The sequence below is a fragment of the Sphingobacterium sp. SGG-5 genome, from assembly GCF_011043525.1.
Classification (GTDB): domain Bacteria; phylum Bacteroidota; class Bacteroidia; order Sphingobacteriales; family Sphingobacteriaceae; genus Sphingobacterium.
The window spans coordinates 89,960-115,238 of record NZ_JAAKGO010000008.1 but is presented as its reverse complement, the minus strand read 5'-3'; the positions used below and the strand labels follow the sequence as shown (position 1 = coordinate 115,238).

Sequence of the window (25,279 nt, the reverse complement as noted above, 5' to 3'; positions counted from 1 at the left end):
AAACAGAGGTCATACACTATGTATAAGGAGTATAAGCAGCTAAATTTATCAGAAATCGGAAAAGAAGTGTTGAAGCGTTGGGGCGAAGAACATATTTTCGAAAAAAGTATTTCCAACCGGCCCGCAAGCAAGCCTTACACGTTTTATGAAGGGCCTCCTTCCGCCAACGGCATGCCTGGTATACATCATGTCATGGCCCGTACGATCAAAGATATCTTCTGTCGTTATAAAACTCTGAAAGGTTATCAGGTAAAACGTAAAGGTGGCTGGGATACACACGGGCTTCCGATCGAACTGGCCGTTGAAAAGACCCTGGGCATCACTAAAGAAGATATAGGTGTAAAAATATCTGTAGAAGAGTACAACGAAGCATGCCGCAAAGAGGTTATGAAATATACGGACGTATGGAATAACCTGACCGAAAAGATGGGCTACTGGGTAGATTTGCAGCATCCTTATATCACCTATCAAAACGAATATATCGAAACACTTTGGTTTCTGTTAAAGGATCTCTATAAAAAAGGATTGCTGTATAAGGGTTACACCATACAGCCATACTCCCCTGCTGCCGGCACTGGACTAAGTTCCCATGAGCTCAATCAGCCGGGAACGTATAAAGATGTCAAAGACACCACTATAGTCGCGGAATTCCGTGTTGATAAGTCTCAAATTCACCCACTCATGGATACGCTGGTGGAGGATCCGGAGGAAGATGTGGCATTGATCGCTTGGACGACCACACCTTGGACGCTACCCGGCAATTCGGCTTTGACGGTAGGTAAGAATATCGACTACGTCAAGATCAAGACATTCAATCAATACACAGGCGAACCTGTTTCCGTTGTATTGGCGAAAAACCTAATCAGTAAATACTTCAAGGCCGAAGGTGAAAATACTTCCTTTCAAGACTACGAACTCGGTGATAAAATCATCCCTTGGGAAAAAACATCCGAATTCAAAGGGGCTGAGTTGGTCGGTTTACGGTATCACCAATTATTGCCTTACGTCACCTCCGAGGAGCTGCTGGAAAAAGCCTTCCGGGTAATCCCAGGTGATTTCGTGACTACCGAAGACGGTACAGGTATCGTACACACCTCTCCTACTTATGGTGCGGACGACTTTAGAGTAGCCAAGGAAAATGATGTTCCAGCCATCTTAGTGAAAGATGAAAACGGAAAAGAAGTGCCTACGGTAGATCGTACTGGTCGCTTTGTCAAAGAAATTACTGATTTTGCGGGACGGTTTGTCAAAGAAGAATACTATACCGCCGAAGAGCGGGCCGACAAAGACTTCCGTCCGACTGACGTTCTTATTGCTATTAAGCTCAAAGAAGAAAATAAAGCGTTCGACGTTAAGAAATACGAACACACCTACCCCCATTGTTGGCGTACCGACAAGCCAGTGCTCTACTATCCGCTCGACAGTTGGTTTATCAAAACCACCGCGGTAAAAGATGAATTGGTCGCACTCAACAAGACCATCAACTGGAAACCGGAGGCAACCGGAACCGGTCGCTTTGGCAACTGGCTGGAAAATTTAGTCGACTGGAATCTCTCCCGTTCGAGATACTGGGGGACACCGTTGCCTATATGGCGTACAGAAGATGAAAACGAGGAAATCTGTATCGGCTCCATGGCTGAATTAAAATCCTATTTAGCTGCATCACTGCAATCTTATGTCCTTACTGACGATGAGAAAGCCACAAATAAAGCTTATTTGGATAAGTTCGGCACGGATCAGCTTGACCTGCACCGTCCCTATGTCGACCACATCGTATTGGTTTCCGACAGCGGACAAAAGATGTACCGTGAGCCCGACTTGATCGATGTCTGGTTTGATTCCGGCGCCATGCCTTATGCACAATGGGGCTTAGATTATGAAAAACTCGAAAAGGGCGATGCTCTTCCATTTAAAGAGGAGTATAACCATGCTTTTCCGGCAGATTTTATCGCAGAGGGTGTGGATCAGACCCGTGGTTGGTTCTTCACACTTCACGCCATTTCAACCATGTTCCGTGGTTCTGTAGCCTTCAAAAATGTCGTATCCAATGGCTTAGTTCTGGATAAAAACGGTAACAAAATGTCAAAAAGGTTAGGCAATGCTGTTGATCCTTTTGCTACCATAGACAAGTACAGCGCAGATGCTACCCGCTGGTACATGATTAGCAACGCAGCCCCTTGGGATAATCTAAAGTTCAACGAAGAAGGATTGGACGAAGTACGCCGCAAGTTTTTCGGCACCTTATACAATACCTACGCTTTCTTCGCATTGTATGCAAATATTGACAATTTTAGTTATAAGGAACCGGAGATTTCAATTGAACAGCGACCGGAAATTGACCGGTGGATTATCTCGCTATTAAATAGTTTGACCCGGGAGGTCGACACCTATTATGCCGACTACGAACCCACTAAAGCTACACGTGCTATTCAAACCTTTGTCGATGAGCACCTGAGCAACTGGTATGTACGCCTGTGTCGTCGCCGTTTCTGGAAGGGAGATTATACAGTGGATAAAATATCCGCTTATCAAACCTTGTATACTTGTTTGGAGACGATTGCAAAACTGATGTCACCTATCTCGCCCTTCTTCGCCGATCAACTGTTTTTGGATTTAAATACAGTCACGCAAAAAGAGAACACCGAATCCGTTCATTTGGCAGACTATCCTATTTATCACGAAAATCTGGTCGACAAGGCACTGGAAGAAAGAATGGCTCTGGCCCAAGATATTTCCTCACTAACTTTATCCTTACGTAAGAAAACAGGAATCAATGTCCGCCAACCATTAAATAAGATATTAGTTCCGGTACTGGACAATGCCTTTCAGGAAAAAGTCGAAAAGGTAAAAGACCTGATCTTGTCTGAAACCAATATCAAATCGATTGAATTTATTACAGATACCACAGGAATTATTAAAAAGAAGATAAAGCCTAACTTCAAAGCACTCGGCGCAAAGGTCGGTAAAGATATGAAGCTGGTTGCTACGGCTATTCAGGCCATGAATGCTGATAGCATTTCCCAATTGGAGAGAGATAGTACAATACATTTGGAAGGTACAGCTTACACCATTTCAATAGATGACGTAGAGATTATCGCTGAGGATGTCGCCGGATGGCAGGTGGCCAATCTGGGCAATCTGACGGTGGCACTGGATGTACAGATTACAGAAGATTTAAAGGATGAAGGAATAGCACGGGAGCTGATCAACAGGATTCAGAACCTACGCAAAGAAAAGGGATTTGAAGTCACCGATCGTATCCGGGTGAAGCTGAGTCAAAATATTGAGATAGAAAAAGCTGCACATCATAATTTATCGTATATTTGCACCGAAATATTGGCTAATTCATTTATTTTTGACAGCCATTTATCGTCGGCAGACAGTATTGAAATTAATGAGCATAAGCTAGAGGTGTTAATCGAAAAAAATTAGATTATGGCAGAGAATACAGAAAAAACCCGTTACAGTGACTCCGAATTATTGGAGTTCAAAGCGATCATCTTGGAAAAGTTACGGATTGCGAAAGAAGAGCTTTCTGCATTAACTAAGACATTGAGCAATAGCAATGCAAATGGTACGGATGACACAGCTGGGACATTCAAGACGTTAGAAGATGGCTCTGCTACCTTAGAAAAGGAGCAAACCAATCAACTGGCCGCACGGCAGAAGAAATTTATCGACAATCTAGAAGCCGCATTGGTCCGCATCGAAAACAAAACGTATGGAATTTGCCGCGAAACAGGCAAACTTATCCAAAAGGAGCGTTTGAAAGCTGTTCCGCATACGACTTTAAGTATCGAAGCGAAAAATAAACAATACTAAGGATAACATCCGTCTAACCGATCATATGAAAGGCTATACAAGACCGATTTCACTTATCGTCATTGTCTTATTAATCGACCAACTTTCAAAGTTTTGGGTCAAACTTAACATGACTATTGGTCAGGACTTTAAGGTTCTGGGCGATAAGTTCCTCATTCATTTTATTGAAAACCCGGGAATGGCTTATGGCATCGAGTTCGGTGGCGAATATGGCAAATTGTTCCTCAGTGTATTCCGTATCATTGCCGTTATCGGTATAGGATATGGTCTGCATTATATGATCAAAAACAAATATAACCGGGGATTTATCCTCAATGTGGCTTTGATCTTTGCGGGTGCTATGGGCAACATTATCGATAGTGCCTTTTATGGGATGATATTCAGTGAAAGCACATTTTATGATAAGGCTGTTTTGTTTCCACCAGGGGGCGGTTACGAAACATTTCTTCATGGAAAAGTTGTCGATATGCTTTACTTCCCCCTTATCGAGGGTACTTTCCCTTCTTGGTTTCCGCTTTGGGGAGGCGAGGATTTTCTGTTCTTTAGGCCAGTTTTTAATATCGCCGATTCGGCGATTTCTATCGGAGTTTTTTTGATACTGATTTTTCAAAAAAGGTACTTTAAAGAAGAACACAAGGAAATAGAGAGCGTACATAGCGAAATTCTGGAAGACTAAGCAACATATCACTACCGATCATGGGCAAACACGCCAAGGAATCCTACACTGAAATGAACGAGCTGGTATTACCAAACGACACCAACACGTTTGGAAACCTGATGGGTGGGCGGTTATTGTATTGGATGGATATCTGCTCCGCGATGGCGGCACAAAAACACTGCAATAGCCCCGTTGTCACAGTCTCAGTAGATAATGTATCTTTTAAAAGATCGATCAAACTAGGTGAGGTAGTTACTATACAGGCTCAAGTTACCCGGTCCTTCAACACTTCAGTCGAAGTGCGTATGGAGATATTCGCTCAGAACCTACCTAAAGGCACCAAAGAAAAATCCAATGAAGCCTACTATACTTTTGTAGCTATTGATTCGAATGCAAAACCTATACCTGTTCCAGTCTTAATACCGGACACGGATAAAGAAAAACAATTGTACGAAGATGCGCTGCAACGGAGAGAACTCCGTCTTATACTGGCCGGCAAACTCAAACCGGAGAATGCACAAGAATTACAAAGCCTCGTACGGACTTTTCAAAAAGAAAAGCCTCGTGACTAAATAAATATCCCTTATCCGTTTCCGAGCTCGACTATCCGATCGAATTCTTCAGGCTTTAACGGCATCACAGACAATCGTCCCTGTCGTACTAAGGCCACATCCTGTAACAAGGTGTCTGCTTTCACCGTCTCCAATGTCACCGGCCTTTTGAACATCTCCACCGGAACCAAGTCGACTACTACCCACTTCGGATCATCCGTAGTCGGATCCTGATAAAATTCTTGAACGACTTTAGCCACTCCGACGACTTCTTTCCCTTCATTACTGTGATAGAAAAGAACAAGATCGCCTTCTTTCATTGCTTTAAGGTTATTGCGTGCCTGATAATTACGCACGCCATCCCAGAATGTCCGTCCATCCTTATTAAATTGCTCCCAGCTGTATTTGAAAGGTTCTGATTTTACTAGAAAATATTGCATAAATTAGGTATTAGACTCCAACACTTCCATTTTATCCGCAAAATGCGCACAATAATCCCGAAGATCTCCAATAACATTCTCCGCCATAGGGTCTCCACCTGATGCTCTTAAAAAGGAATCCCCCATGGTTTGCAAAGTTTCATAAAAAAAACGTTTCATTTCATCATAAGGCATATCCTTGGTCCACAAGTCAATACGCAAGGAATTCTTATATTGCGAATCCCATAAGGCCAAAAACAGGGCTTTAGCGGGCAGCGATTCTTGATTCTCTCCATCGGTGGACGACCACTGAATTGTTTCGGGAACATTATTCTCGTCCAGTTCAATATTTAATTTGATTTCTGCTTTTTTCATCATCTATATCGATTCATCTATGTCAATTTCAATACTATTACAATTAAAGCCACAACGCATAGGAAACCACATTGTGCCCACCACAACCGTTTAATGTCCTTAAAGATCAATCTAAAACCTAAGTCTAAGAGTGCCAAGAGAACGATAAGGACGATAAGCCAACCCAAGGAAAATAACTGTGCTCCTTCCAGATTCAATTCGGAGATAAACCACACCAATATGCAGGCAAGTGTAATATTTAATGGTGTAAACTTCACAAAGTTATCTTTTACTTCTCTTCTTCCTTGTCGCACCTCGCTTCGGCGCATATTTTTTTTCATGAAAAGCTCCTTTAAAATCAGGATCTTCCTTTCTTTTCTGATTGTCAATCTCCCTGGCTATAGCCTGCTTCTCATCGAATGGTGTTTTTTCAATAAACACTTCTTGGGGCAACTTCTCAACCGGAATAGATTGCCGTATTAGCTTTTCAATCTTGTTGATATAATATTGTTCTGCCGGATTACAGAATGTAATCGCCACGCCCTCATTGAAAGCCCGGCCGGTTCTTCCGATCCGATGCACATAATCTTCAATGACAATGGGGACATCAAAATTGACAACATGGCTAACGTTCGAAACATCTAACCCTCGCGCAGCCACATCCGTAGCAACCAGAAAACGGACTTCTCCTGATTTGAACGCATTTATCGAATTAATCCGTGTATTTTGCCCCTTATTGGCATGGATAACACGGACATTTTCCCCTCCATACTTCCTTTCCAGAAAGGCATAGACATGATCGGCTACCGTCTTCGTTTTGCAAAAAACGATCACCCGATGGAAGGCCTCGTCATCCATAAAGAGATGTTGCAACAGGTTGATTTTCGTTTTCAAGTTGGGCACATCATATAGCCGTTGTACGACAGTCGATGCTGGCGTTGCCTGTTCCGTCACTTCGATCAACGTCGGGAAAGCTAGAAAATCGCCCGCAATCTTATGCACCAGCTCACTCATGGTCGCGGAGAAAAGGAGGTTTTGACGTTTACGGGGCACCACTTCCAAAATACGGTGAATTTTCCCGATAAATCCCATGTCCATCATCTTATCTGCCTCATCCATTACCAGAAATTTTAGGGATTTGGTATGGATATCGCCGGCGAGATAGAGATCCAAGAAACGCCCGGGTGTGGCAACGATAATATCACAACCCTTACTCAACTGCTCTTTCTGTGTTTTAGGTCCTAACCCACCGTACAACACGACTGTACGCAAATCCATATACGTGGAAAAAGACTTGATATTCTCTTCGATCTGCAGAGCAAGCTCTCTCGTGGGGCTTAGTATCAATGCTCTCGGATCCTGTCCTTGTGCATATTTGAGCTTCATCAACAAGGGTAGAACAAAAGCGGCGGTCTTACCTGTACCGGTCTGTGCAACTCCCATCACATCCTGTCCCGCAAGTATCGGTGTAATAGCACGTTGCTGAATCTCTGTCGGCATGGTGTATCCCGCGTCGGCGATGGCTGTTAATAGCTGCTTATTGAATTTGAAGTCCTCAAAAGATACCTGCATCCTGCAAAGATAGGGAAAAGATGATATCTTTTTTCTCAAACAAAATTTTGTTTTACCTGCAATTTAACCCAATTTTGTTTTGAATTTAAAGGATTAATATGAAGAGAATAGTATTATTGTTCGCGCTTTGTGTAGTCAGCCTGACTACCCTGGCAGATGAGGGCATGTGGTTTCTGATGCACCTAAAACGGCTTAATGAAGCCGATATGCAAAAAAAAGGACTCCAACTTACAGCGGAGGAAATATATAGCATCAATCACTCCAGCCTTAAAGACGCTATTGTACAATTCAATGGTGGCTGTACCGCTGAAATCGTATCTGGCCAGGGTTTGGTTATGACCAATCATCATTGCGGATACGATGCGATTGCTGAGCTTTCCACACCTGAAAATGATTATCTGACAAATGGCTTTTGGGCAAAAAATCATACAGAAGAACTGAAACCAAAATCTTTATCGGTTCGTTTTTTTATACGTATGGACGACGTCACCAAACGTATATTAGACCTCGTCAATGATAACATGAGCGAAAAGGAACGCCAACAGGTCATCAATCGTGAAATTGCCAAGATTGAAAAAGAAAACAATGAAGATGGCAAATATATCGTATCCGTAAAGTCTTTTTACAATGGCAATGAGTATTACTATTTTGTCTATCAGGATTACGAGGATGTACGCCTGGTCGGCACGCCCCCAAACAGTATCGGTAAATTTGGCGGCGACACCGATAATTGGGAATGGCCGAGACACACCGGTGATTTTTCAATATTCCGCGTATACGCGGACAAGGAAGGTAACCCAGCTCCCTATTCCGTCGACAACGTCCCTTTAAAACCCAAATATCATCTCCCGATAAGCATTAAGGGATTCAAAGAAGGTGATTTCTCCATGATTCTGGGGTATCCAGGCCGGACCAACCGTTGGATGCCAGCGGCAGGAATTGATCAAAACGTCTATTACGCTTACCCCGCCTGGGTCGAGGCCTCGAAAGTAGGTATGGATGCCATGAAAAAACACATGGACGGTGACCAAGCCGTACACATCAATTATGCTTCCCAATATTCACGCATCGCCAATTATTGGAAAAACCGTCAAGGTATGATCGATGCACTATCTCAGCATAAAACAGCCGCAACAAAACGCAAACTGGAAAATAAATTCGCTAAATGGGCGAATAAAAAAGCTAATTCGGAAAAGTATGGGGATGTCATCCCGACGATCAACACCTACTATGCTGCTACCAATGAAAAAGCCCGCCATGATAACTACCTCATTGGGATGCTGCGTTCTGCGACATTTGCGGCACTGCCCTATAGCCTCGGCAATGCGTTAAAACAATATGCAGATGCTAATGAAGCAAAAAGGAAAGAGATACTACCTCGCTTCGAGGCAGCCTTACAGGATACGTATGAAAAGCTCTACATTCCTTTAGAAATAGACGTACTCTCGGACGAATTGGATTTATATAGTGCCAAAGCCGGAAACATCGCACCTTATATCCAACAGCTCGCACAACAAAATAAAGGCAAATTCGAGGACCTTATTAAGATAGCTTTCGCTAAAAGCATATTCGGTTCGAAAGAAAAATTAGAATCCTTTATAGCTAATCCGTCTGCAAAGGCTGTCGATGAAGATCCCTTATTCCAGATTTCGGAGGCGTTGATGAACAAGTATCGGGAGCAACGCCCCGAACAGGAGCAACTGGAAGACAGTTTCCAGGCCGCTTATAGAAAATATATAGCTGGTTTTCTGGAAATGAATCCAAAAGCCAAATACTATCCCGATGCAAACAGTACGCTGAGATTGACGTACGGGACAATTCGGGCGCTACCGAAAGATTCCCGCAATGATGCTAAAATCAATAATTATACGACATTGAAAGGGACTATTGCCAAGTATAAACCCAACGATCAAGAATTTGATTTACCTAAAAAGTTGATCGAATTATACGAAACAAAGGATTATGGACGTTATGCTGATAAAAATGGTTATATGCCGGTAAACTTTTTAAGTGATCAAGACATTACAGGAGGCAATTCAGGCTCTCCTGTTTTAAATGGTAATGGCGAATTAATAGGTCTCGCATTTGATGGTAATATTGAGGCGATGGCCGGCGATGTTATCTTTGATCCTAAATTACAACGGACTATTTCGGTGGATATTCGGTATGTTTTGTTTATCATTGACAAGTTTGCAGGAGCCAAAAATATCATCAACGAACTCACAATTGTAGAATAATCTCTAAAAAATCACTTTTTTTTATAAAAAAACACGATTTTATTGTTTTTATATTTGTTCGTTTTGTATATTTATTACATCTTAGAGAAATAATTTGAGAAACTAAATTGTAATTATAAAATGAAAAACTACACTAAATTAAAAGAACTAGTAGCTTCTATTGAAGCAGATGCAGAAAAATTCTTCAACAATGGTAACTCTGCAGCAGGAACTCGCGTACGTAAAGGTTTGCAAGAAATCAAAACTTTAGCACAGGACATCCGTAATGAAGTCACCGCTAAAAAGAACGACGGCAAAAAATAATCCTTTGAAAACAATGAACAAAAAGGCGCTTAAAACAAGCGCCTTTTTTTATGTCTTCTTATGGCGGTTTACACAGGAATATATATCGAATCCGAATTGTAAAATAAATATTACAACGGAATGAATAATATATACGCTAATAATCACGTTATAGATGTAATTCATAATTTAGGTTAATAATTGGTTAGTTAGAAAATCTCGGAGCTCCCCGCTTCGGGATTTTTTTTGCTCTGCTGATCTCTATGAGAGATCATGAAAGTTTTATTAAATTTGTTTAAAAGCGCTAACATGAATGGCATGCACTCAAACTCCCACTTTGTCGAATTAAACGATGTGCGCAAATTTGTTCGTGAGCCTGACAAATATGCACATAAAGGCACTTTTGGCCATGCGTTAATTGCGGGCGGGAGTTATGGAAAAATGGGGGCAATTATTCTAAGCAGTCGTGCTGCATTGCGGACAGGCTGTGGATTAGTAACTTCTTACGTCCCTGAATGTGGCTATTCCATACTCCAAAGCTCTTTTCCCGAATCGATGGTACTGACCGATCCACATGAAAAAACATTATCGACATTTCCCAGTGACCTGTCTTCTTTCCGTGCAATAGGTGTCGGTATGGGAATGGGAACGTCTGCAGACAGCCAACAAGCCTTATATACATTGCTTCATACCTTGGTACAAACACAGAACAGGCCTGTTTTAGTCCTCGATGCTGATGCATTAAACATTCTTTCCTTAAAACCAGATTGGCTCCCCGCTGTCCCTCAAGACAGTATCCTCACGCCCCATTCTCAAGAGTTGGTACGGCTCATAGGTACGTGGAAAAATGATTTTGAGAAGCTGGATAAGACAAAAAATTTTTCCAAGCAGTACAAAATAATTATACTGATTAAAGGTGCGAACACGGCTATCGTCTGCCCCGATGGCGAAGTGTACGTCAACACTACGGGCAACTGGGGAATGGCAACAGCAGGTAGTGGTGATGTACTTACAGGTGTATTGACATCGTTGTTGGCACAAGGGCTCACGGAAAAAGAAGCAGCTATCATGGGCGTATATCTTCATGGTTTAGCAGGTGATCTGGCAGCACAAAGCATCCATCCTAAGAGTCTTATCGCTTCCGACATAGTTTCTTATCTGCCCGCAGCATGGCAGGCAATTCATCACTTTACCTCCTTTTGAATTCGACCTACCAAAAAAAAAATGTATTTTTGGCTGTGAATTACTTTAAAATAATAAATATAGAAAATATATGAACTACGACATCATCGTGATTGGAAGCGGCCCTGGTGGATATGTTGCAGCTATCCGGGCGGCTCAATTAGGTTTCAAAACTGCCGTTGTGGAGCGCGAATCTTTAGGCGGAATCTGCCTAAACTGGGGATGTATTCCTACCAAAGCATTACTGAAAAGTGCGCAAGTATTCGAATATTTAAATCATGCTGAGGAATATGGCATCAAAGTGCAAGGTGCAGAAGCTGACTTTGGTGCAGTTGTAAAAAGGAGTCGTGGTGTAGCTGAAGGTATGAGCAAAGGAATCCAGTTCCTGATGAAAAAGAATAAAATCGATGTCATCATGGGAACGGCCAAAATAAAAAAGGGCGGAAAGGTCGAGGTCAAAGGTGGTGATGGCAGCGTTAAAGAATATTCAGCCAAACATACGATCTTGGCTACAGGCGCGCGCTCAAGAGAGCTGCCTAATCTACCACAGGATGGAAAGAAAATAATCGGTTACCGCCAGGCAATGAATCTTCCAAAACAACCTAAATCTCTTGTTGTTGTTGGGTCAGGGGCTATAGGCGTTGAGTTCGCCTATTTTTATAATGCGATGGGCACTAAAGTGACCATTGTGGAATTTATGGACCGCATCGTACCTGTAGAAGACGAAGAAATTTCCAAGCAGTTGGAAAAATCACTTAAAAAAGCAGGAATTGACATTTTGACCAAATCGGAAGTCCAGTCCGTAGACACAAAATCTGCACTTTCGAAGGTAAATATAAAAACGGCAAAAGGCACAGAAGTCATCGAGGCAGAAGTTGTTCTTTCCGCAGTGGGCATCACACCAAACATCGAAAACATAGGTATAGAAGAAGTCGGTGTAAAAACAGATAAAGGTCGGGTCATTGTCGATGATTTCTACAAGACCAACATAGAAGGTGTGTATGCTATCGGTGATATCGTAAAAGGACAGGCATTAGCACACGTCGCTTCAGCGGAGGCTATCACCTGTGTGGAGAAAATAAAGGGCTTACATGTGGAACCTATTGACTACAATAATATCCCGGGGTGTACCTATTGTTCACCTGAAGTCGCGTCTGTAGGATACACCGAAAAGGCCGCCCGTGAAGCAGGCTATGACATCAAAGTCGGAAAATTTCCTTTCTCGGCATCCGGTAAAGCTTCTGCCGCCGGTGCAAAAGACGGCTTCGTAAAAGTCATCTTTGATGCAAAATATGGTGAATTCTTAGGTGCACATATGATTGGTTTCAACGTCACAGAAATGATTGCCGAAGCGGTCGTCGCACGTAAGCTGGAAACAACTGGTCATGAAATCATCAAGTCGGTACATCCTCACCCTACGATGAGTGAAGCTATCATGGAAGCTGCGGCTGATGCTTATGGCGAAGTCATTCATTTATAGCATATAAAACTTATTTAGCAATGAATAGCGGGTCTGGGCCCGCTATTCTTCTTTGAGCCAATTCTTAAAAACATTTTGTAACGAATTCATATTATAATACCGGATATGGTCCATGTAGAATAAGGAAAAATTAAAATTTTGTACCTTTACCGGGATTTATTCAAGATGACACCAATAACGATATTTGAAAGAAATCATTAATGGGGAAAAAAATTACAAGCTTATTACTGGAGTTCGCAAACATCCATCGTTTCTTTTTACGTTTCTTACGTGAGTTGGTAAGTCCTCCCTACGAGTTCAAAGAAATCATACGCCAGTGTTACGAAGTAGGATGGAAATCTTTCCCCCTCATTAGCTTGACGGGATTTATCGTAGGTTTCGTCTTCACGAAACAATCCAGACCTTCCTTAGAAGATTTCGGAGCCAGCTCCTGGCTGCCTAATCTGATTTCCATCGCTATCGTCCGTGCTCTAGCTCCTTTAGTGACGGCACTTATCGCATCCGGAAAAGTAGGTTCGCAAATAGGTGCTGAATTAAGCTCCATGAATGTTACGGAACAAATAGATGCCATGGAAGTCTCCGGTACGAATCCTTACAAATTTTTAATTGTAAGCCGCATCCTGGCAACAACTGTCATGATACCTGTACTCTGTTTCTATGTGGCGGGCATTGGTTTATTCGGTGGATATTTAAGCATTATCTCGAAAGATCAACTGAGCTTGTTGAGCTTTTTTACACAGGTATTCGAAGCGATAAAGATGATCGACGTATTCGCTATGGTATTACGAGCCGTTGTATTTGGGTTTACTATAGGTTTTGTGAGTACGTATGTCGGTTATTACTCCTCAAAAGGTACCGAAGGAGTCGGTAAAGCTGCGAACAGTGCCGTTGTAGCGTCCATGTTCATCGTATTTATCGAGGAGTTGTTAATTGTTCAGGTTTTGTCACTCCTCTAATTCTAAGCACGTGGAAAAGGATAAAGTCACTATTAATTATGAACGTTGTGTTATCGATGTCGCTAATGTCAGCAAATCTTTTGGTGACCTACATGTATTGCGCCATGTCAATCTCAAGTTGTATGATGGCGAAAATCTGGTCGTATTGGGACGATCTGGAACCGGAAAGTCGGTATTGATAAAACTTATTGCCGGTCTGTTGCGACCTGACGAGGGTAACATTGATGTCCTAGGAGAGGTTGTCAACGAACTCAATGAAAGACAGCTCCGTATATTGCGTCAACGTATTGGCTTTTCTTTCCAAAACAGTGCTTTATATGATAGTATGACAGTACGGGAAAACTTAGAGTTTCCATTGGTACGGAATAAGCGCAATCTAACACGATCCGAAATCAACAAAGAAGTAGAAGATGTGCTGGACGGTGTCGGTCTATTGCACGCCATCAACCAGATGCCTTCCGAGCTGTCAGGCGGGCAACGGAAGCGCATTGGCATCGCGCGGACGCTGATATTACGACCAGATATTATGTTGTATGACGAACCTACAGCGGGTCTCGATCCAATCACGTGCTTGGACATTAACGGGTTGATAAATGAAGTACAAGAACGTTATAAGACATCTTCCATCATTATCACCCATGACCTGGCCTGCGCCAAAATGGTAGGCGACCGTACGGTCATGCTTTTAGATGGCAAATTTGAACGCCAAGGTACTTTTGAAGAAATTTTTAATACAGATGACGAGCGTGTCAAACCGTTTTATGATTATAATTTTATAGTATAATATACAATGAATACAAAGGAAAATAAACGTTCCATTATTGTTGGACTTTTTGTCCTAATCGGGCTGATTATTTTGGTTGCCGGGATTTTAGTATTGGGAACTCAACAGAATAAATTTAGTAAAAACTTATTGGTAACCACGTACTTTAAGGACGTAAAAGGTCTTAAGGTCGGTAATAACGTATGGTTTTCCGGGGTCAAGGTAGGTATTATCAAGGAGGTCGCGTTTGAAGATGTAGCCGATGTACGTGTGGTCATGAGCATCGAAGAAAAATCCAGCGAATTTATCCGCAAAGATGTTACCGCAACACTTGGCTCGGATGGCCTCATCGGGAATGCGATCATCAGCTTATTAGGAGGAACCTCTACATTTCCTGCCATAGAAGACGGGGATACGATTAAATCAGGGCCAAGCGGGGGAATGGACCAAATGTTGGATATGCTACAAAGCAATGGCGCCAACCTTCTTGAAATCACCAAAAATTTTGCTTTATTATCGGGACAAATCGTTGAAGGTAAAGGTACTGTAGGAGCATTGATGACGGACGATGCTATCGCTAATAATTTAAAACAAACGACTGCATCGCTGAATCAGATTATGCTCGGTGTTCAAAAAACTATGAATAATGTCGTCGCGCTGACAAACAAGTTGAATAATAATCAAGGTCTTATACATGATCTGACGACCGACACGACCGTCTTTGCAAGTCTTCGCGAGTCAGCAGCACAACTGCAAAATATAACCGCAACCGCGAATACACTGATGGCAAACCTAAATCAGACTTCTGCCCGTCTGAACGACAAAAACAATGTTATAGGTGTATTAACAAATGATGATGCAGCGGCGGCAGAAATCAAGCAGATTTTAGAAAACCTGAATGCAGGCACACATAAGCTTGACCAGAATATGGAAGCTCTGCAAAGCAATTTTCTATTTAGAGGATTCTTTAAAAAGAAAGCGAAGGAGGAAGCGGCACGGGCAAAGGATTCGATACAGTAGTGGTCTTCGACAGCAATCAGATCATGGACAAAAGAATTTCCGATAAGGATATCCTCTACGAGGATAACCATTTGATAGCGATCAACAAACGCGGGGGTGACATTGTACAGGTGGATGTCTCCGGCGACCTCTCGCTGGAAGAAATGGTCAAAGCGTACCTAACAAAAAAGTACAACAAGCCTAACGGTGCTTTCCTCGGTGTGATACATCGTCTCGATCGCCCGGTAAGCGGTATGATCCTGATGGCGAAGACCAGCAAAAGTCTGGATCGCATGAACAAGCTGTTTCATGATCGCAAGGTTCAAAAGACTTACTTAGCTATTGTCAAAAACCGCCCCCTACATTCCTCCGGTGTACTTCAGAACTGGCTGCTCCGCGACCGAAAGAAAATGATAACCAAAGCGTACGAAAGAGAGATAAAAAATGGAAGCTACGCCGAACTGAGCTACGAAATCCTAGGACATTTACATGATTACTACCTTCTGGAAATCACTCCCGTTACGGGACGAACGCATCAAATCCGCTGTCAATTAGGCTTTATGGGCTGTCCGATCGTAGGTGACAATAAATACGGTTATCCAAGAGGATCATTAAAACGTACAATCTGCCTGCATTCCAGATCGCTTACATTTGAGCACCCAGTCAAAAAGGAAAAAACCCGGATCGAGGCTCCGTTACCTATCGATGGTTTCTGGGAACGATTCAATGTTTTACTTTGACTGCTCAATATATACTTTTTAAAAGTTTTATAATGTATCTTTGTAGGATGAGAATTAGCCGTTTAATAGTACTTACGTTCGGGATATTTTTCTCGTTTTGTTGGGTAAATCCGAAGGTTTCCTATGCACAGTGTGCCATGTGCTCCTTAAATGCCGAGAATAGCATAAAAGGAGAAAATACACAAGGTAGAGGCCTCAACAATGGCATATTATTTCTTTTGAGCATGCCTTTTCTTATTGGTGCCGGAGTCGGTATTCTATGGTATACGAAGTTCCGGCATAAAGAAGCTAAATCATCTGTGTTGTAGTTATTGCCCGGATAGATATTCCATCGTACTGTCAAATAGAAATACCTTTTCCCCATAATGCGTCCCGATATATTGTTGAAGGGCTACAAGATGGTCATCTCTAAAAATCCGGATATCATTTTCACTGTTTACGACAAGCTGTACACAGTATGTATGACCTTCATGGGGTGTATCCAACATTTTAAGAAATTTTACGTCATGGCGGATAGACGGCAACCACTCGCTTTGTAGCCAATGCAAAAACGTATCGTGCACCGGGCTTTCCACAAGGATAGAGATATTGTATAAATACATGGCGCTAAATTAGGAAATAAGTCGGTCCCTACCGAGGGTAGGTGTAAAAATAAGGTTGCAAAGACTATTAAATGTTAAAAATTTTTAATCTTTGAATCCAAGTGGTATAATTACGATGAGGTTGAAGATACATATATATATAGTGTTGGTTGGCATGTTGGGGTTAGCATGGGCTTGTAAAAGAAAAACCGGTGATTATCAGCGTATACCTATTGAAGATTTCTTTGAAAAGCCGGACAAATCAAGTTTTAAACTTTCACCCGACGGAAAACGCATAGCCTATATCGGCCTGGACGAGCATTGCCGTAATATCTTCATCCTCGATTTGGAACATACGGATTCGTCCAAACAATTAACCTATCAAGACCAAATGAACGTCCAGTATTTTTTCTGGGCGACGAATGATACTTTGGTGTATTCTAACAGTCAATCGTCTGACGATCGTATCCGCCTTTATACTATCGACATTCATACCGAAGCGTCTTCTCCCCTTATGGAACCTGTTGACACCAAGCTCAGATGGGTTCACCCCGCCAAGGCAATAGACGGACACCTTCATGTCATGATGAATTTGAGGGATTCCTCTGTTTTCGATTTATATAGAATACCGTTAGATGGATCAGGTCCGCAATTTATGGAGCAAAATTCCGAAGGCTTCATGTCTTGGTACGCTTCCTTTGACGGAAAGGTAAGGATGGCGATGTCCAGTGACAGTGTGCAGGAAACATTGTGGTATCGGGAAGAAGAAGACCAAGAGTACCATAACGTACTTCAGACCGATTCATCATCAAAAATCATACATTTAGGCCCTGTTAAAAACAAGAAAGACCAGATTTATGCACTTTCGAATCTCGGAAGAGATAAATTAGCGTTAGTAACACTTGATCTAAATACCGGACGGGAAGCCGAAATACTCTATGCCGATCCCAACAATGATATCAATTGGGAAGGATACTCTTCGGGCCGCAAATCGGTATTATATAGCTCAATCTATAACGAAAAGAAGAATACCCTCATTCATGATAAGGAATTGGCAAAAATTTATGAACGAATCAGAGAACGCTTTAGAGACTATACGTTGGATATTATAGATGTTGACAGTCTTTTTAATACCGTTATATTTAAACCCTACACCGATACTAACCCGGGCAGTATCTACTATTATTATCGGCAAAAGGATACCATCGTAGAACTGTCGCCGCAAAATCCCTTATTGGCAGACAAGACTCTTTCACCCATGAAACAAGTGACGTTCAATGCGAGAGACGGCAAGCTTATTCATGGCTTTCTAACCTATCCCCATAAAAAAACAGCAGAATATCCCGTGGTTGTACTGGTACACGATGGGCCCAACCGTAGAGATGTATGGGGCTTTAATGCCGAAGTACAGTTTTTAGCAAATCGTGGTTATCTTGTATTTCAGATAAACTACCGCGGCTCCGTGGGCTTCGGCAAGGAGTTTTATACTGCCGGCTTTAAACAGTGGGGTGGAAAAATCCAAAGCGACATTAACGACGGCGTGACATGGTTGATCAATGAAGGAATTGCAGACCCCAAACGGGTAGCCATCATGGGTACAGGTTTTGGTGGTTACTCAGCATTGTATGCATCCTGTTTTAGCCCGACATTATATACTTGTGCAATATCTTCTTCCGGATATACCAATCTGTTCACGTATTTCAAGGAAATTCCACCTTACTATCAATCATATACACGACTTTATCACCGCATCATTGGCAATCCACATAAAGAATCAGATTTATTTAAGGCCATATCTCCCCTATTCCATGCAGAAAAGATCAGAACACCTCTTCTGATCTTTCAAGGAGGAAAAGACCGATATAACAGTACGACCGACGTCAATCAATTCGTACAGCGTGTGAAAAACAACAACGTCCCGGTTCGTTATATTTATAACAAAGAAGAAGGCAAAAGGATTCGAAAAGAAGAAAATATCATCGCTTATTATCAGGAAATAGAGCAATTTCTTGAGACCTATCTCAAATAATGCACAATCAAGAGCTGAGATATAGAAAAAACTGGGGATTATTGATAACGTTTTCGTTGTTAGTGACTATTCTCTTTGCCGTAGTGGCCTACTTGGCGCGTGTCATGACGATCAACTTTGTAGAAACCGAGTTCAACAATAAAAAAGTCGAAATATTTGATGAGTCCATTCTGCAGTTCACCGAATTTTTCACAGAAAAAATACCTGAAATATCCTACTATCAGGGCTATATCGATTCGGTACAGGCATTGGATATGGCCAATGTCTTCTTACGGAAATACCCCTTTATACATGATATCACCTTTTATGATATTATTTTGACCAATAAAGATTCTGTCGGCGAAGGGCTTAAAGCCAAAAACCTAAGTATATTGGTTAAAACCAAGATCCGCTACCTACTCAATCAGGAGCATAAGCTGCTCATTGATAACCAAACGACGAATAGAGTTAAAATCTCAGAAGATTTTAATAATATGATGCTAAAGCTTATCAGTTATCTGGATAAATCACAAGATTCGCTCCAATTGACGGATATCGATTTTTATAAGATTTTTTATGGCGTTCAGCCTGGCAAAGTGTCTTACCTCAATATTCCCCGAACTTCAGATCTTATTGCATACCAGGCACTGATGAACCGGCCAAATCTTCAACTGACCTCCTACAATCAAGATCTGTTTATATTTGATATTGATCCGAGAAAACTAAAAATAACCAATAAATACCCCGACTTGTATGAGCATATTAGCATCAAGCCCGTTGTGGATCAGACCGTAAGCGATCATGCGCCCTATCTCACGACAGAGCTCCCCCTACCCGGGGCTTTATCGGAGTTTAAATTACAATTCGAATCTTCCGATTATTTTATCTCCAAAAATATAAACCAGCGCTTTTTCCCCGTCATCAGTGGGCTGATCGCCATCTATTTGATCTTACTCGGATTTGTCTATATGATCTACCGGAATGTCATGATCAACAGCAAGCTTTATCAATTGCAGTATGACTTTATCAACAACTTAACACACGAATTTAAAACGCCGGTGAGCGTTATTAAAATAGCCGGAAACAATATCAAGAGCGCCGATAAATTGTCCAATGACGAACGGGCCATGTACGGACGGATACTCGATCAGGAGGCCGATAAGTTGAATAGTCTCATGAATAAGCTCCTTTCTTTCGCACAGATAGAGAATAAATCACTGAAATTCAACGGCGAATACATCGATATTAATGAGTTTTGCCAACATATAATCGATGCTTCCCAGCTAAAGTATCCTGATCTGAAATTAAACTTCATGACAAACGCCACGCAGGAGATGTTTGCCGATCCGGTATTATTGAATAGTGTCTTTCAGAATCTCGTAGACAATGCTTATAAATATTCGCCTATAGACAGAAAGATATTGGACATCAAAGTAGAACAAACCAAAAAAAACTTTGTTATTGTGTTCAGAGACCAAGGAATAGGTATAGATAAAAAAGAATTTAATAGTATCTTTAAGAAGTTTTATCGTGTAAAGAACCAATTTAATCAACAAGGAAGCATTGGATTGGGATTAGCGTTTTGTAAAGAGATTACAGAATTTATGCATGGAGAAATCAAGGTGGAAAGTCAAGTAGGAAAAGGCACCATATTTACGTTAATTTTTCCGATAGAAGTAAAATAAATATTTATGGACAAAGAAGTAACAATTGCTGTCATAGAAGACGATGAGAACCTCAGGTTCTTAGTCAGTCACCGATTGCAAACGGAAGGTTATCATGTTATCCAAAGCGGCAATGGCATTGAAGCCGAAAAACTAATTCTTAGCGAAACACCGGATATTGTCCTGTTAGATTGGATGCTGCCGGGAAAGGAAGGAATCGAAGTTTGTGAAAGCGTACGGAAAGAAGGGTTTGAACAGATCATTATCATGATGACCGCGAAGTCACAGGACGTTGATAAGATTGATGCATATAGCTATGGCGTAACAGACTATATCACAAAGCCTTTTAATATGGATGTATTAGTGGCCATGATCGAAAATAAGATCCGCTTTTTTGTTCCCAAAAACAGCAAAGACGTCTATACTTTCGGCGACACCGAACACCATCCTAATATCCACTCTTTAGTCCGCGATGGTAAGAAGATTGAACTCACTATATTAGAAAACAGAATATTGCTGCATTTCTTACAAAATATGGGAAGGGAGATTACGCGGGAAGAACTGATGGAAGTCGTGTGGGGGTACAGCTCCAACGTCAATACCCGGACGCTCGATATGCATGTCGTTCGTCTACGGAAGAAAATAGAAAATAATCCCGACAAACCGATGTATCTCCAAACGGTCAGAGGTCTGGGGTATAAATTCGTCAATCAGGAATAACAGTATTTGGAAATATTAAATAATTAGTTTATCTTCGTAAGAGACAGACAAGACCGCATCCCTGACATAGGGAATGTGGTCTTGTCTCTTTTTTGGTTAAAAATTAGTATTAGTTTAAGTTAATTAAATAATTATGGCAGAAGTAACTTATTACACAGAGGAAGGTTTAGCGAAGCTAAAAGAGGAGCTACAATATTTAAAAACCGAGGGTAGAGCTTCCATCGCCCGCGCAATTGCGGAGGCGAGAGACAAGGGAGACCTCTCTGAAAATGCAGAGTACGACGCAGCTAAGGATGCGCAAGGACTGCATGAAGCAAAGATCGCCAAGTTAGAGAATGTGTTGGCAAGTGCTCGTCTTATCGATGAGTCCAAGCTGGACACTTCAAAGGTATTGGCCTTGTCTATCGTACGGATTAAAAACAAAAAGAACGGCGCTGAAATGAAATACCAGCTGGTTTCAGAGACAGAGGCTGATCTGAAGTCCGGAAAGATTTCGGTGAAGTCCCCCATCGCCCAAGGGTTATTAGGGAAGTCTGTGGGAGACATTGCTAAGGTCAATGTCCCAGCAGGTGAGTTGGAATTCGAAATCCTGGAGATTTCACGCTAACGGTTTTGAAAGGTTATGAGCGGTACTGCCATAACCGCTCAATAACATCATTTATTCCTGATAGAGACGCTATATTTTTAGCGTCTCTATTTTTTTACTTCTATCTTTGCCTTACATGGCAAAATCGACATTTCAGTTTAAACAATTCAACGTAGAGCAGGCCGGTTGTGCGATGAAGATCAACACTGACGGGGTGTTACTGGGTGCCATGGTATCCCATGACGATCCGCAGGAGATACTGGACATAGGAACGGGCACAGGGGTAATCGCTTTGATGCTGGCACAACGTTTCCCCTTCGCGAAGATAGATGCCGTAGAAATCGACACACAAGCCGCCCACCAAGCCGGTATAAACTTTCAAAATTCAACCTTTTCCAATCGGATCAACGTGTTTAATAGTTCATTTGAAGTGATCGGTGAAGATAGCCGATATGATCTGATTGTATCCAACCCTCCTTTCTACATCAATTCACTGCATGCACCCAACGAAAGAAAAAAGGTAGCCAAACATACCGATATTCACTTTTTCAAAAGTATGTTGAATTTCGCATATTGCCGATTACAAGACGGGGGCATGTTACAGCTTATTCTCCCTACCGAATTATCCGTTGAAATCAAACAAGAAGCGTTGAAGCACAAATTATATCCAACACAGGAGATCGCGATACGCTCATTCGAAAACACAAGAGCGCTCCGCCAAATCCTTTTTTTCCAAAAAGATATACCGCCCATCCTTCCTCATCAACAAAACTTTGTCATATACGCCGATAAAGGCATCTATTCTGACGAATATCGCCAACTGTTAAAACCCTTTTTCTTAGCTTTTTAAAAATATGAAACACATAGGACTCCTTTCTGACACCCATGGCTATCTCGACGACGCTGTCTTCCGCTATTTCCAAGCGTGTGACGAAATCTGGCATGCTGGAGATTTCGGCGACATCGGCATTATCCATAGGCTGGAGACTTTCAAACCGTTCAAAGGCGTATACGGTAATATTGACGGAAAGGACGTGCGGCAAGTATGTCCCGAACATCTACGTTTTCACTGCGAAGATGTAGACGTGTGGATGACTCATATCGGAGGATATCCGGGTAGATATGCCCCACAAGTGAGACCCGAAATACGCATCAACCCACCTCAACTATTTATCTGTGGACACTCCCATATTTTAAAAGTACAGCACGATCCGAAACTGGATCTATTACACCTGAATCCGGGCGCCGCAGGTAGACACGGCTGGCATAAAATTCGCACATTAATGCGTTTCTCAATCGATTGCACAAAAATATTTGATCTTGAAGTGATAGAATTAGGGATACGATAATATATTTTATACTTTTGCCCCAAAATATAAACGAAAATTATGAATCCCCTGAAAACACTTGGCCAGTTTATTATCGAAAAACAAGCCGACTTCCCTTACGCAAAAGGTGAATTGTCCCGACTATTGCGCGACATCGGAATCGCTGCTAAAATTGTAAACCGAGAAGTAAACAAAGCCGGGCTGGTCGATATTTTAGGAACGGTGGGCGACACTAATATCTTTGGAGAAAAACAGAAGAAACTAGATGTATATGCGGACGAGCAGTTCATCAAAGCTTTGAAGAGTGGTGGGGAATGTTGTTTTGTTGCCTCTGAAGAACAAGAGGACGGTGTTGAACTGACAGATACGGGTATCTCCAAAAATGCCAAGTATATCGTTTGTATAGATCCCTTGGATGGCAGCTCCAATATCGAAGTCAATGTTTCTGTCGGCACCATATTTTCTATATACCGGCGGAAAAGTGCAGTCGGCAACCCGTTGACGCATGAAGATTTGCTACAGTCCGGCGTCGACCAAGTTGCCGCTGGCTATGTTATCTATGGATCCTCTACGATGTTGGTTTATACCACCGGAAAAGGTGTCAATGGTTTTACACTAGATCCGTCAATAGGCGAATTTTGCCTTTCGCACCCCAACATGACAATACCACAAAAAGGACTGATATATTCCATCAACGAAGGAAATTATTTAAAATTTCCACAAGGCATTAAGAGTTATATCAAATACTGCCAAGAGGAAGACATCCAAACCAATCGACCCTATACATCGCGCTATATCGGTTCGATGGTTGCTGATATACATCGCAATCTCTTATTAGGGGGCATATTCATTTATCCGCAGACGGCAACCCAACCGCTCGGTAAACTGCGATTGATGTACGAATGTAACCCCATTGCTTTCATCATTGAACAAGCAGGAGGCAAGGCATCTACCGGTAAACAACGTATCATGGAAATCAAACCTGATGATTTACATCAACGTGTTCCGGCAATTATGGGCAGTACAGAAATGGTGGATAAAGTTTTGGAGTTTATGTCCAAGGACTCATAGGCTATCGCGCACCTCCAACAAGAAGGATTTCAACCGTTCGAGCGAATCAATGACTCTCTGATTCTCCTTTGCTTCTGTTTTATTGGACCGTAAATAGTCTCTTGCTCCTTGTAGCGTGAAGCCTTTTTCCTTCACCAGGTTGAAAATAATTTTTAGGTTAGCGATATCATCTTGCGTAAAGAGCCGATTTCCTTTCTTATTTTTTTTGGGCTGAAGGATATCAAATTCACGTTCATAAAAACGAATCTGAGAGGCATTTACACCAAACATACGGGTGACCTCCCCCATCGTATAGTATAGCTTATTTATTTCTCGCTCTTTGTAAGGCATACCTTTCGAATTTATGTCTATAACAACTAAATATACAACCTATATTCGAATTTATGCTTTTATTTTACCAACTGCAAGAAGGTAGATACTTTTTCTTTGAGTTGGCGTCTGTCGACAATGAAATCTAAAAATCCGTGTTCCAATACAAATTCCGAAGTCTGGAATCCTTTTGGCAGGTCTTTTTTAATCGTTTCTTTAATGACACGAGGCCCTGCAAAACCAATTAAGGCACCAGGCTCCGCAATATTGATATCTCCTAACATGGCATAGGAAGCTGTAACACCGCCGGTAGTAGGGTCCGTCAAAAGACAGATATAAGGCAACTTCGCCTGACTGAGCAAGGCTAATTTTGCCGATGTCTTCGCCATTTGCATAAGTGAAAATGCGGCCTCCATCATACGCGCACCGCCCGATTTGGAAATCAACATAAAAGGCAACTTATGTTGTATACAATAATCAATAGATCGTGCTATTTTTTCACCAACTACTGATCCCATTGATCCACCGATAAAATTAAAATCCATACATGCAATGACAAGCTCCTGTCCGTCAACTTTTCCATGCGCACTCCGCAAAGCATCTTTCAGGCCAGTCTTCGCCTGACTCTCTACCAATCGCTCATGATAGGGCTTATTGTCTACAAAATGCAAAGGGTCTCCTGCGGTGAGGTCAGCGAACAGCTCCTTAAATTGATTATCATCAAATAATATAGAAAAATAGGCTGCTGAACCTATTCTCAGATGATATCCACAATATTGACAAACGTATTTATTTTCAATTTGTTCCAGGTTTAAAAGGGGCTTTTTACAGGAAGGACATTTGTTCCACATTCCATCAGGGGCCTCTTTCTTGTTCTCTGTCGCAGTATTAATTCCTGCCTTATTTCTTTTAAACCAACTCATATACTCGCTTTAATACAATTTACAAATAAACGAAAGATAAGTAGAAAGTTAAAATTAAAATGCACGTGAGGACT

At 41.8% G+C, this 25,279-nt stretch carries 27 protein-coding genes; 20 read left to right on the top strand and 7 right to left on the bottom strand.

The features are described 5' to 3' along the window. The first annotated feature begins 18 nt into the window (after positions 1-18). Genes ileS through G5B30_RS13580 form a run of 4 tightly spaced genes read left to right on the top strand, consistent with a single transcriptional unit; the run spans position 19 to position 5,052 of the window. Complete coding sequence (ileS, locus tag G5B30_RS13595; protein WP_165320533.1) at positions 19-3,432, top strand: isoleucine--tRNA ligase; 3,414 nt, start codon at positions 19-21, stop codon at positions 3,430-3,432. A gap of 3 nt (positions 3,433-3,435) precedes the next feature. Beyond that, positions 3,436-3,822 carry a TraR/DksA family transcriptional regulator gene (locus G5B30_RS13590; protein WP_165320532.1) on the top strand — a complete coding sequence of 129 codons (387 nt, stop codon included), beginning with the start codon at positions 3,436-3,438 and terminating at the stop codon, positions 3,820-3,822. Between the two features lie 25 nt (positions 3,823-3,847). Further along, on the top strand, positions 3,848-4,498 hold the full coding sequence (locus G5B30_RS13585) for a lipoprotein signal peptidase (protein WP_165320531.1): 651 nt from the start codon (positions 3,848-3,850) through the stop codon (positions 4,496-4,498). A 20-nt stretch (positions 4,499-4,518) separates the two neighbouring features. Beyond that, the gene (locus tag G5B30_RS13580) at positions 4,519-5,052 is read left to right on the top strand and encodes an acyl-CoA thioesterase (protein WP_206367128.1); all 534 of its coding nucleotides are present in this window, start codon (positions 4,519-4,521) and stop codon (positions 5,050-5,052) included. Between the two features lie 11 nt (positions 5,053-5,063). Here the strand turns inward: G5B30_RS13580 and G5B30_RS13575 are convergent, their stop codons facing one another. Genes G5B30_RS13575 through G5B30_RS13560 form a run of 4 tightly spaced genes read right to left on the bottom strand, consistent with a single transcriptional unit; the run spans position 5,064 to position 7,376 of the window. Continuing rightward, a complete protein-coding gene (locus G5B30_RS13575; protein WP_165320530.1) occupies positions 5,064-5,471 on the bottom strand; it encodes an EVE domain-containing protein in 408 nt (135 codons plus the stop codon). Between the two features lie 3 nt (positions 5,472-5,474). Further along, the gene (gldC, locus tag G5B30_RS13570) at positions 5,475-5,825 is read right to left on the bottom strand and encodes a gliding motility protein GldC (protein ID WP_165320627.1); all 351 of its coding nucleotides are present in this window, start codon (positions 5,823-5,825) and stop codon (positions 5,475-5,477) included. Positions 5,826-5,842: 17 nt separating this feature from the next. Further along, positions 5,843-6,145, bottom strand: a complete 303-nt coding sequence (locus G5B30_RS13565; RefSeq protein ID WP_240903217.1) for a hypothetical protein — start codon at positions 6,143-6,145, stop codon at positions 5,843-5,845. Continuing rightward, positions 6,087-7,376, bottom strand: a complete 1,290-nt coding sequence (locus tag G5B30_RS13560; protein ID WP_165320529.1) for a DEAD/DEAH box helicase — start codon at positions 7,374-7,376, stop codon at positions 6,087-6,089. Before G5B30_RS13560 ends, G5B30_RS13565 begins: the two co-directional genes overlap by 59 nt. Positions 7,377-7,474: 98 nt before the next feature. On the opposite strand from G5B30_RS13560, the gene G5B30_RS13555 reads away from it, so the two are divergent. The 9 genes from G5B30_RS13555 to G5B30_RS13515 all read left to right on the top strand — a co-directional run bounded on the left by G5B30_RS13555 (position 7,475) and on the right by G5B30_RS13515 (position 16,323). Further along, positions 7,475-9,613 carry a S46 family peptidase gene (locus G5B30_RS13555; RefSeq protein WP_165320528.1) on the top strand — a complete coding sequence of 713 codons (2,139 nt, stop codon included), beginning with the start codon at positions 7,475-7,477 and terminating at the stop codon, positions 9,611-9,613. 120 nt (positions 9,614-9,733) lie between these two features. Further along, positions 9,734-9,916: a histone H1 gene (locus tag G5B30_RS13550; protein WP_165320527.1), complete on the top strand. Its 183-nt coding sequence runs from the start codon at positions 9,734-9,736 to the stop codon at positions 9,914-9,916. A 252-nt stretch (positions 9,917-10,168) separates the two neighbouring features. Beyond that, the gene (locus tag G5B30_RS13545; RefSeq protein WP_165320526.1) at positions 10,169-11,098 is read left to right on the top strand and encodes an NAD(P)H-hydrate dehydratase; all 930 of its coding nucleotides are present in this window, start codon (positions 10,169-10,171) and stop codon (positions 11,096-11,098) included. Between the two features lie 70 nt (positions 11,099-11,168). After that, positions 11,169-12,557 carry a dihydrolipoyl dehydrogenase gene (gene lpdA, locus G5B30_RS13540; protein WP_165320525.1) on the top strand — a complete coding sequence of 463 codons (1,389 nt, stop codon included), beginning with the start codon at positions 11,169-11,171 and terminating at the stop codon, positions 12,555-12,557. A 200-nt stretch (positions 12,558-12,757) separates the two neighbouring features. Continuing rightward, positions 12,758-13,513, top strand: coding sequence for an MlaE family ABC transporter permease (locus G5B30_RS13535; protein ID WP_165320524.1), 756 nt, complete (start codon positions 12,758-12,760; stop codon positions 13,511-13,513). A 10-nt stretch (positions 13,514-13,523) separates the two neighbouring features. After that, a complete protein-coding gene (locus G5B30_RS13530) occupies positions 13,524-14,297 on the top strand; it encodes an ABC transporter ATP-binding protein (protein WP_165320523.1) in 774 nt (257 codons plus the stop codon). 6 nt (positions 14,298-14,303) lie between these two features. Further along, complete coding sequence (locus G5B30_RS13525) at positions 14,304-15,296, top strand: MlaD family protein (protein ID WP_165320522.1); 993 nt, start codon at positions 14,304-14,306, stop codon at positions 15,294-15,296. Between the two features lie 23 nt (positions 15,297-15,319). Further along, the gene (locus tag G5B30_RS13520) at positions 15,320-16,015 is read left to right on the top strand and encodes an RluA family pseudouridine synthase (RefSeq protein WP_165320521.1); all 696 of its coding nucleotides are present in this window, start codon (positions 15,320-15,322) and stop codon (positions 16,013-16,015) included. Between the two features lie 47 nt (positions 16,016-16,062). Then, positions 16,063-16,323, top strand: coding sequence for a hypothetical protein (locus tag G5B30_RS13515; protein ID WP_206367126.1), 261 nt, complete (start codon positions 16,063-16,065; stop codon positions 16,321-16,323). On the opposite strand, the gene G5B30_RS13510 is transcribed toward G5B30_RS13515, so the two are convergent. Then, entirely contained in the window at positions 16,324-16,617 is a 294-nt protein-coding gene (locus tag G5B30_RS13510; protein WP_165320520.1) for a DUF4286 family protein, read from the bottom strand. A gap of 121 nt (positions 16,618-16,738) precedes the next feature. Between G5B30_RS13510 and G5B30_RS13505 the strand changes: the two genes are divergently transcribed. From G5B30_RS13505 to fbp, 7 genes are all read left to right on the top strand, one after another. Beyond that, positions 16,739-18,625 (top strand): prolyl oligopeptidase family serine peptidase, encoded by a 1,887-nt coding sequence (locus G5B30_RS13505; protein ID WP_165320519.1) that lies wholly within the window; start codon positions 16,739-16,741, stop codon positions 18,623-18,625. Further along, positions 18,625-20,289: a sensor histidine kinase gene (locus G5B30_RS13500; RefSeq protein ID WP_165320518.1), complete on the top strand. Its 1,665-nt coding sequence runs from the start codon at positions 18,625-18,627 to the stop codon at positions 20,287-20,289. The genes G5B30_RS13505 and G5B30_RS13500 overlap by 1 nt, the downstream gene beginning before the upstream one ends. Positions 20,290-20,295: 6 nt before the next feature. After that, the gene (locus tag G5B30_RS13495; RefSeq protein ID WP_165320517.1) at positions 20,296-20,988 is read left to right on the top strand and encodes a response regulator transcription factor; all 693 of its coding nucleotides are present in this window, start codon (positions 20,296-20,298) and stop codon (positions 20,986-20,988) included. 133 nt (positions 20,989-21,121) lie between these two features. Further along, positions 21,122-21,595 (top strand): transcription elongation factor GreA, encoded by a 474-nt coding sequence (gene greA / locus G5B30_RS13490; RefSeq protein ID WP_165320516.1) that lies wholly within the window; start codon positions 21,122-21,124, stop codon positions 21,593-21,595. Positions 21,596-21,710: 115 nt separating this feature from the next. Then, positions 21,711-22,424 (top strand): tRNA1(Val) (adenine(37)-N6)-methyltransferase, encoded by a 714-nt coding sequence (locus G5B30_RS13485; RefSeq protein WP_165320515.1) that lies wholly within the window; start codon positions 21,711-21,713, stop codon positions 22,422-22,424. A 4-nt stretch (positions 22,425-22,428) separates the two neighbouring features. Further along, on the top strand, positions 22,429-22,923 hold the full coding sequence (locus G5B30_RS13480) for a metallophosphoesterase family protein (RefSeq protein WP_165320514.1): 495 nt from the start codon (positions 22,429-22,431) through the stop codon (positions 22,921-22,923). Positions 22,924-22,962: 39 nt separating this feature from the next. Beyond that, positions 22,963-23,973 (top strand): class 1 fructose-bisphosphatase, encoded by a 1,011-nt coding sequence (fbp, locus tag G5B30_RS13475; protein WP_165320513.1) that lies wholly within the window; start codon positions 22,963-22,965, stop codon positions 23,971-23,973. On the opposite strand, the gene G5B30_RS13470 is transcribed toward fbp, so the two are convergent. Both G5B30_RS13470 and accD read right to left on the bottom strand, forming a co-directional pair. Then, complete coding sequence (locus tag G5B30_RS13470) at positions 23,968-24,303, bottom strand: MerR family transcriptional regulator (RefSeq protein WP_165320512.1); 336 nt, start codon at positions 24,301-24,303, stop codon at positions 23,968-23,970. The genes fbp and G5B30_RS13470 overlap by 6 nt on opposite strands. A 59-nt stretch (positions 24,304-24,362) precedes the next feature. Continuing rightward, positions 24,363-25,205: an acetyl-CoA carboxylase, carboxyltransferase subunit beta gene (gene accD, locus G5B30_RS13465; RefSeq protein ID WP_165320511.1), complete on the bottom strand. Its 843-nt coding sequence runs from the start codon at positions 25,203-25,205 to the stop codon at positions 24,363-24,365. Positions 25,206-25,279: the final 74 nt, after the last annotated feature.

Bases quoted from the DNA above. Each gene is read 5' to 3' on its own strand.
- G5B30_RS13545 (WP_165320526.1), top strand. From the start codon at position 10,169: ATGAAAGTTTTATTAAATTTGTTTAAAAGCGCTAACATGAATGGCATG.
- G5B30_RS13560 (WP_165320529.1), bottom strand. From the start codon at position 7,376: ATGCAGGTATCTTTTGAGGACTTCAAATTCAATAAGCAGCTATTAACA.
- G5B30_RS13495 (WP_165320517.1), top strand. From the start codon at position 20,296: ATGGACAAAGAAGTAACAATTGCTGTCATAGAAGACGATGAGAACCTC.
- G5B30_RS13500 (WP_165320518.1), top strand. From the start codon at position 18,625: ATGCACAATCAAGAGCTGAGATATAGAAAAAACTGGGGATTATTGATA.
- G5B30_RS13585 (WP_165320531.1), top strand. From the start codon at position 3,848: ATGAAAGGCTATACAAGACCGATTTCACTTATCGTCATTGTCTTATTA.
- G5B30_RS13575 (WP_165320530.1), bottom strand. From the start codon at position 5,471: ATGCAATATTTTCTAGTAAAATCAGAACCTTTCAAATACAGCTGGGAG.
- G5B30_RS13555 (WP_165320528.1), top strand. From the start codon at position 7,475: ATGAAGAGAATAGTATTATTGTTCGCGCTTTGTGTAGTCAGCCTGACT.
- G5B30_RS13480 (WP_165320514.1), top strand. From the start codon at position 22,429: ATGAAACACATAGGACTCCTTTCTGACACCCATGGCTATCTCGACGAC.
- G5B30_RS13485 (WP_165320515.1), top strand. From the start codon at position 21,711: ATGGCAAAATCGACATTTCAGTTTAAACAATTCAACGTAGAGCAGGCC.
- G5B30_RS13510 (WP_165320520.1), bottom strand. From the start codon at position 16,617: ATGTATTTATACAATATCTCTATCCTTGTGGAAAGCCCGGTGCACGAT.
- G5B30_RS13590 (WP_165320532.1), top strand. From the start codon at position 3,436: ATGGCAGAGAATACAGAAAAAACCCGTTACAGTGACTCCGAATTATTG.
- G5B30_RS13580 (WP_206367128.1), top strand. From the start codon at position 4,519: ATGGGCAAACACGCCAAGGAATCCTACACTGAAATGAACGAGCTGGTA.
- greA (WP_165320516.1), top strand. From the start codon at position 21,122: ATGGCAGAAGTAACTTATTACACAGAGGAAGGTTTAGCGAAGCTAAAA.
- G5B30_RS13525 (WP_165320522.1), top strand. From the start codon at position 14,304: ATGAATACAAAGGAAAATAAACGTTCCATTATTGTTGGACTTTTTGTC.
- G5B30_RS13565 (WP_240903217.1), bottom strand. From the start codon at position 6,145: ATGAAAAAAAATATGCGCCGAAGCGAGGTGCGACAAGGAAGAAGAGAA.
- gldC (WP_165320627.1), bottom strand. From the start codon at position 5,825: ATGAAAAAAGCAGAAATCAAATTAAATATTGAACTGGACGAGAATAAT.
- G5B30_RS13550 (WP_165320527.1), top strand. From the start codon at position 9,734: ATGAAAAACTACACTAAATTAAAAGAACTAGTAGCTTCTATTGAAGCA.
- fbp (WP_165320513.1), top strand. From the start codon at position 22,963: ATGAATCCCCTGAAAACACTTGGCCAGTTTATTATCGAAAAACAAGCC.
- G5B30_RS13515 (WP_206367126.1), top strand. From the start codon at position 16,063: ATGAGAATTAGCCGTTTAATAGTACTTACGTTCGGGATATTTTTCTCG.
- G5B30_RS13470 (WP_165320512.1), bottom strand. From the start codon at position 24,303: ATGCCTTACAAAGAGCGAGAAATAAATAAGCTATACTATACGATGGGG.
- G5B30_RS13520 (WP_165320521.1), top strand. From the start codon at position 15,320: ATGGACAAAAGAATTTCCGATAAGGATATCCTCTACGAGGATAACCAT.
- ileS (WP_165320533.1), top strand. From the start codon at position 19: ATGTATAAGGAGTATAAGCAGCTAAATTTATCAGAAATCGGAAAAGAA.
- G5B30_RS13535 (WP_165320524.1), top strand. From the start codon at position 12,758: ATGGGGAAAAAAATTACAAGCTTATTACTGGAGTTCGCAAACATCCAT.
- accD (WP_165320511.1), bottom strand. From the start codon at position 25,205: ATGAGTTGGTTTAAAAGAAATAAGGCAGGAATTAATACTGCGACAGAG.
- lpdA (WP_165320525.1), top strand. From the start codon at position 11,169: ATGAACTACGACATCATCGTGATTGGAAGCGGCCCTGGTGGATATGTT.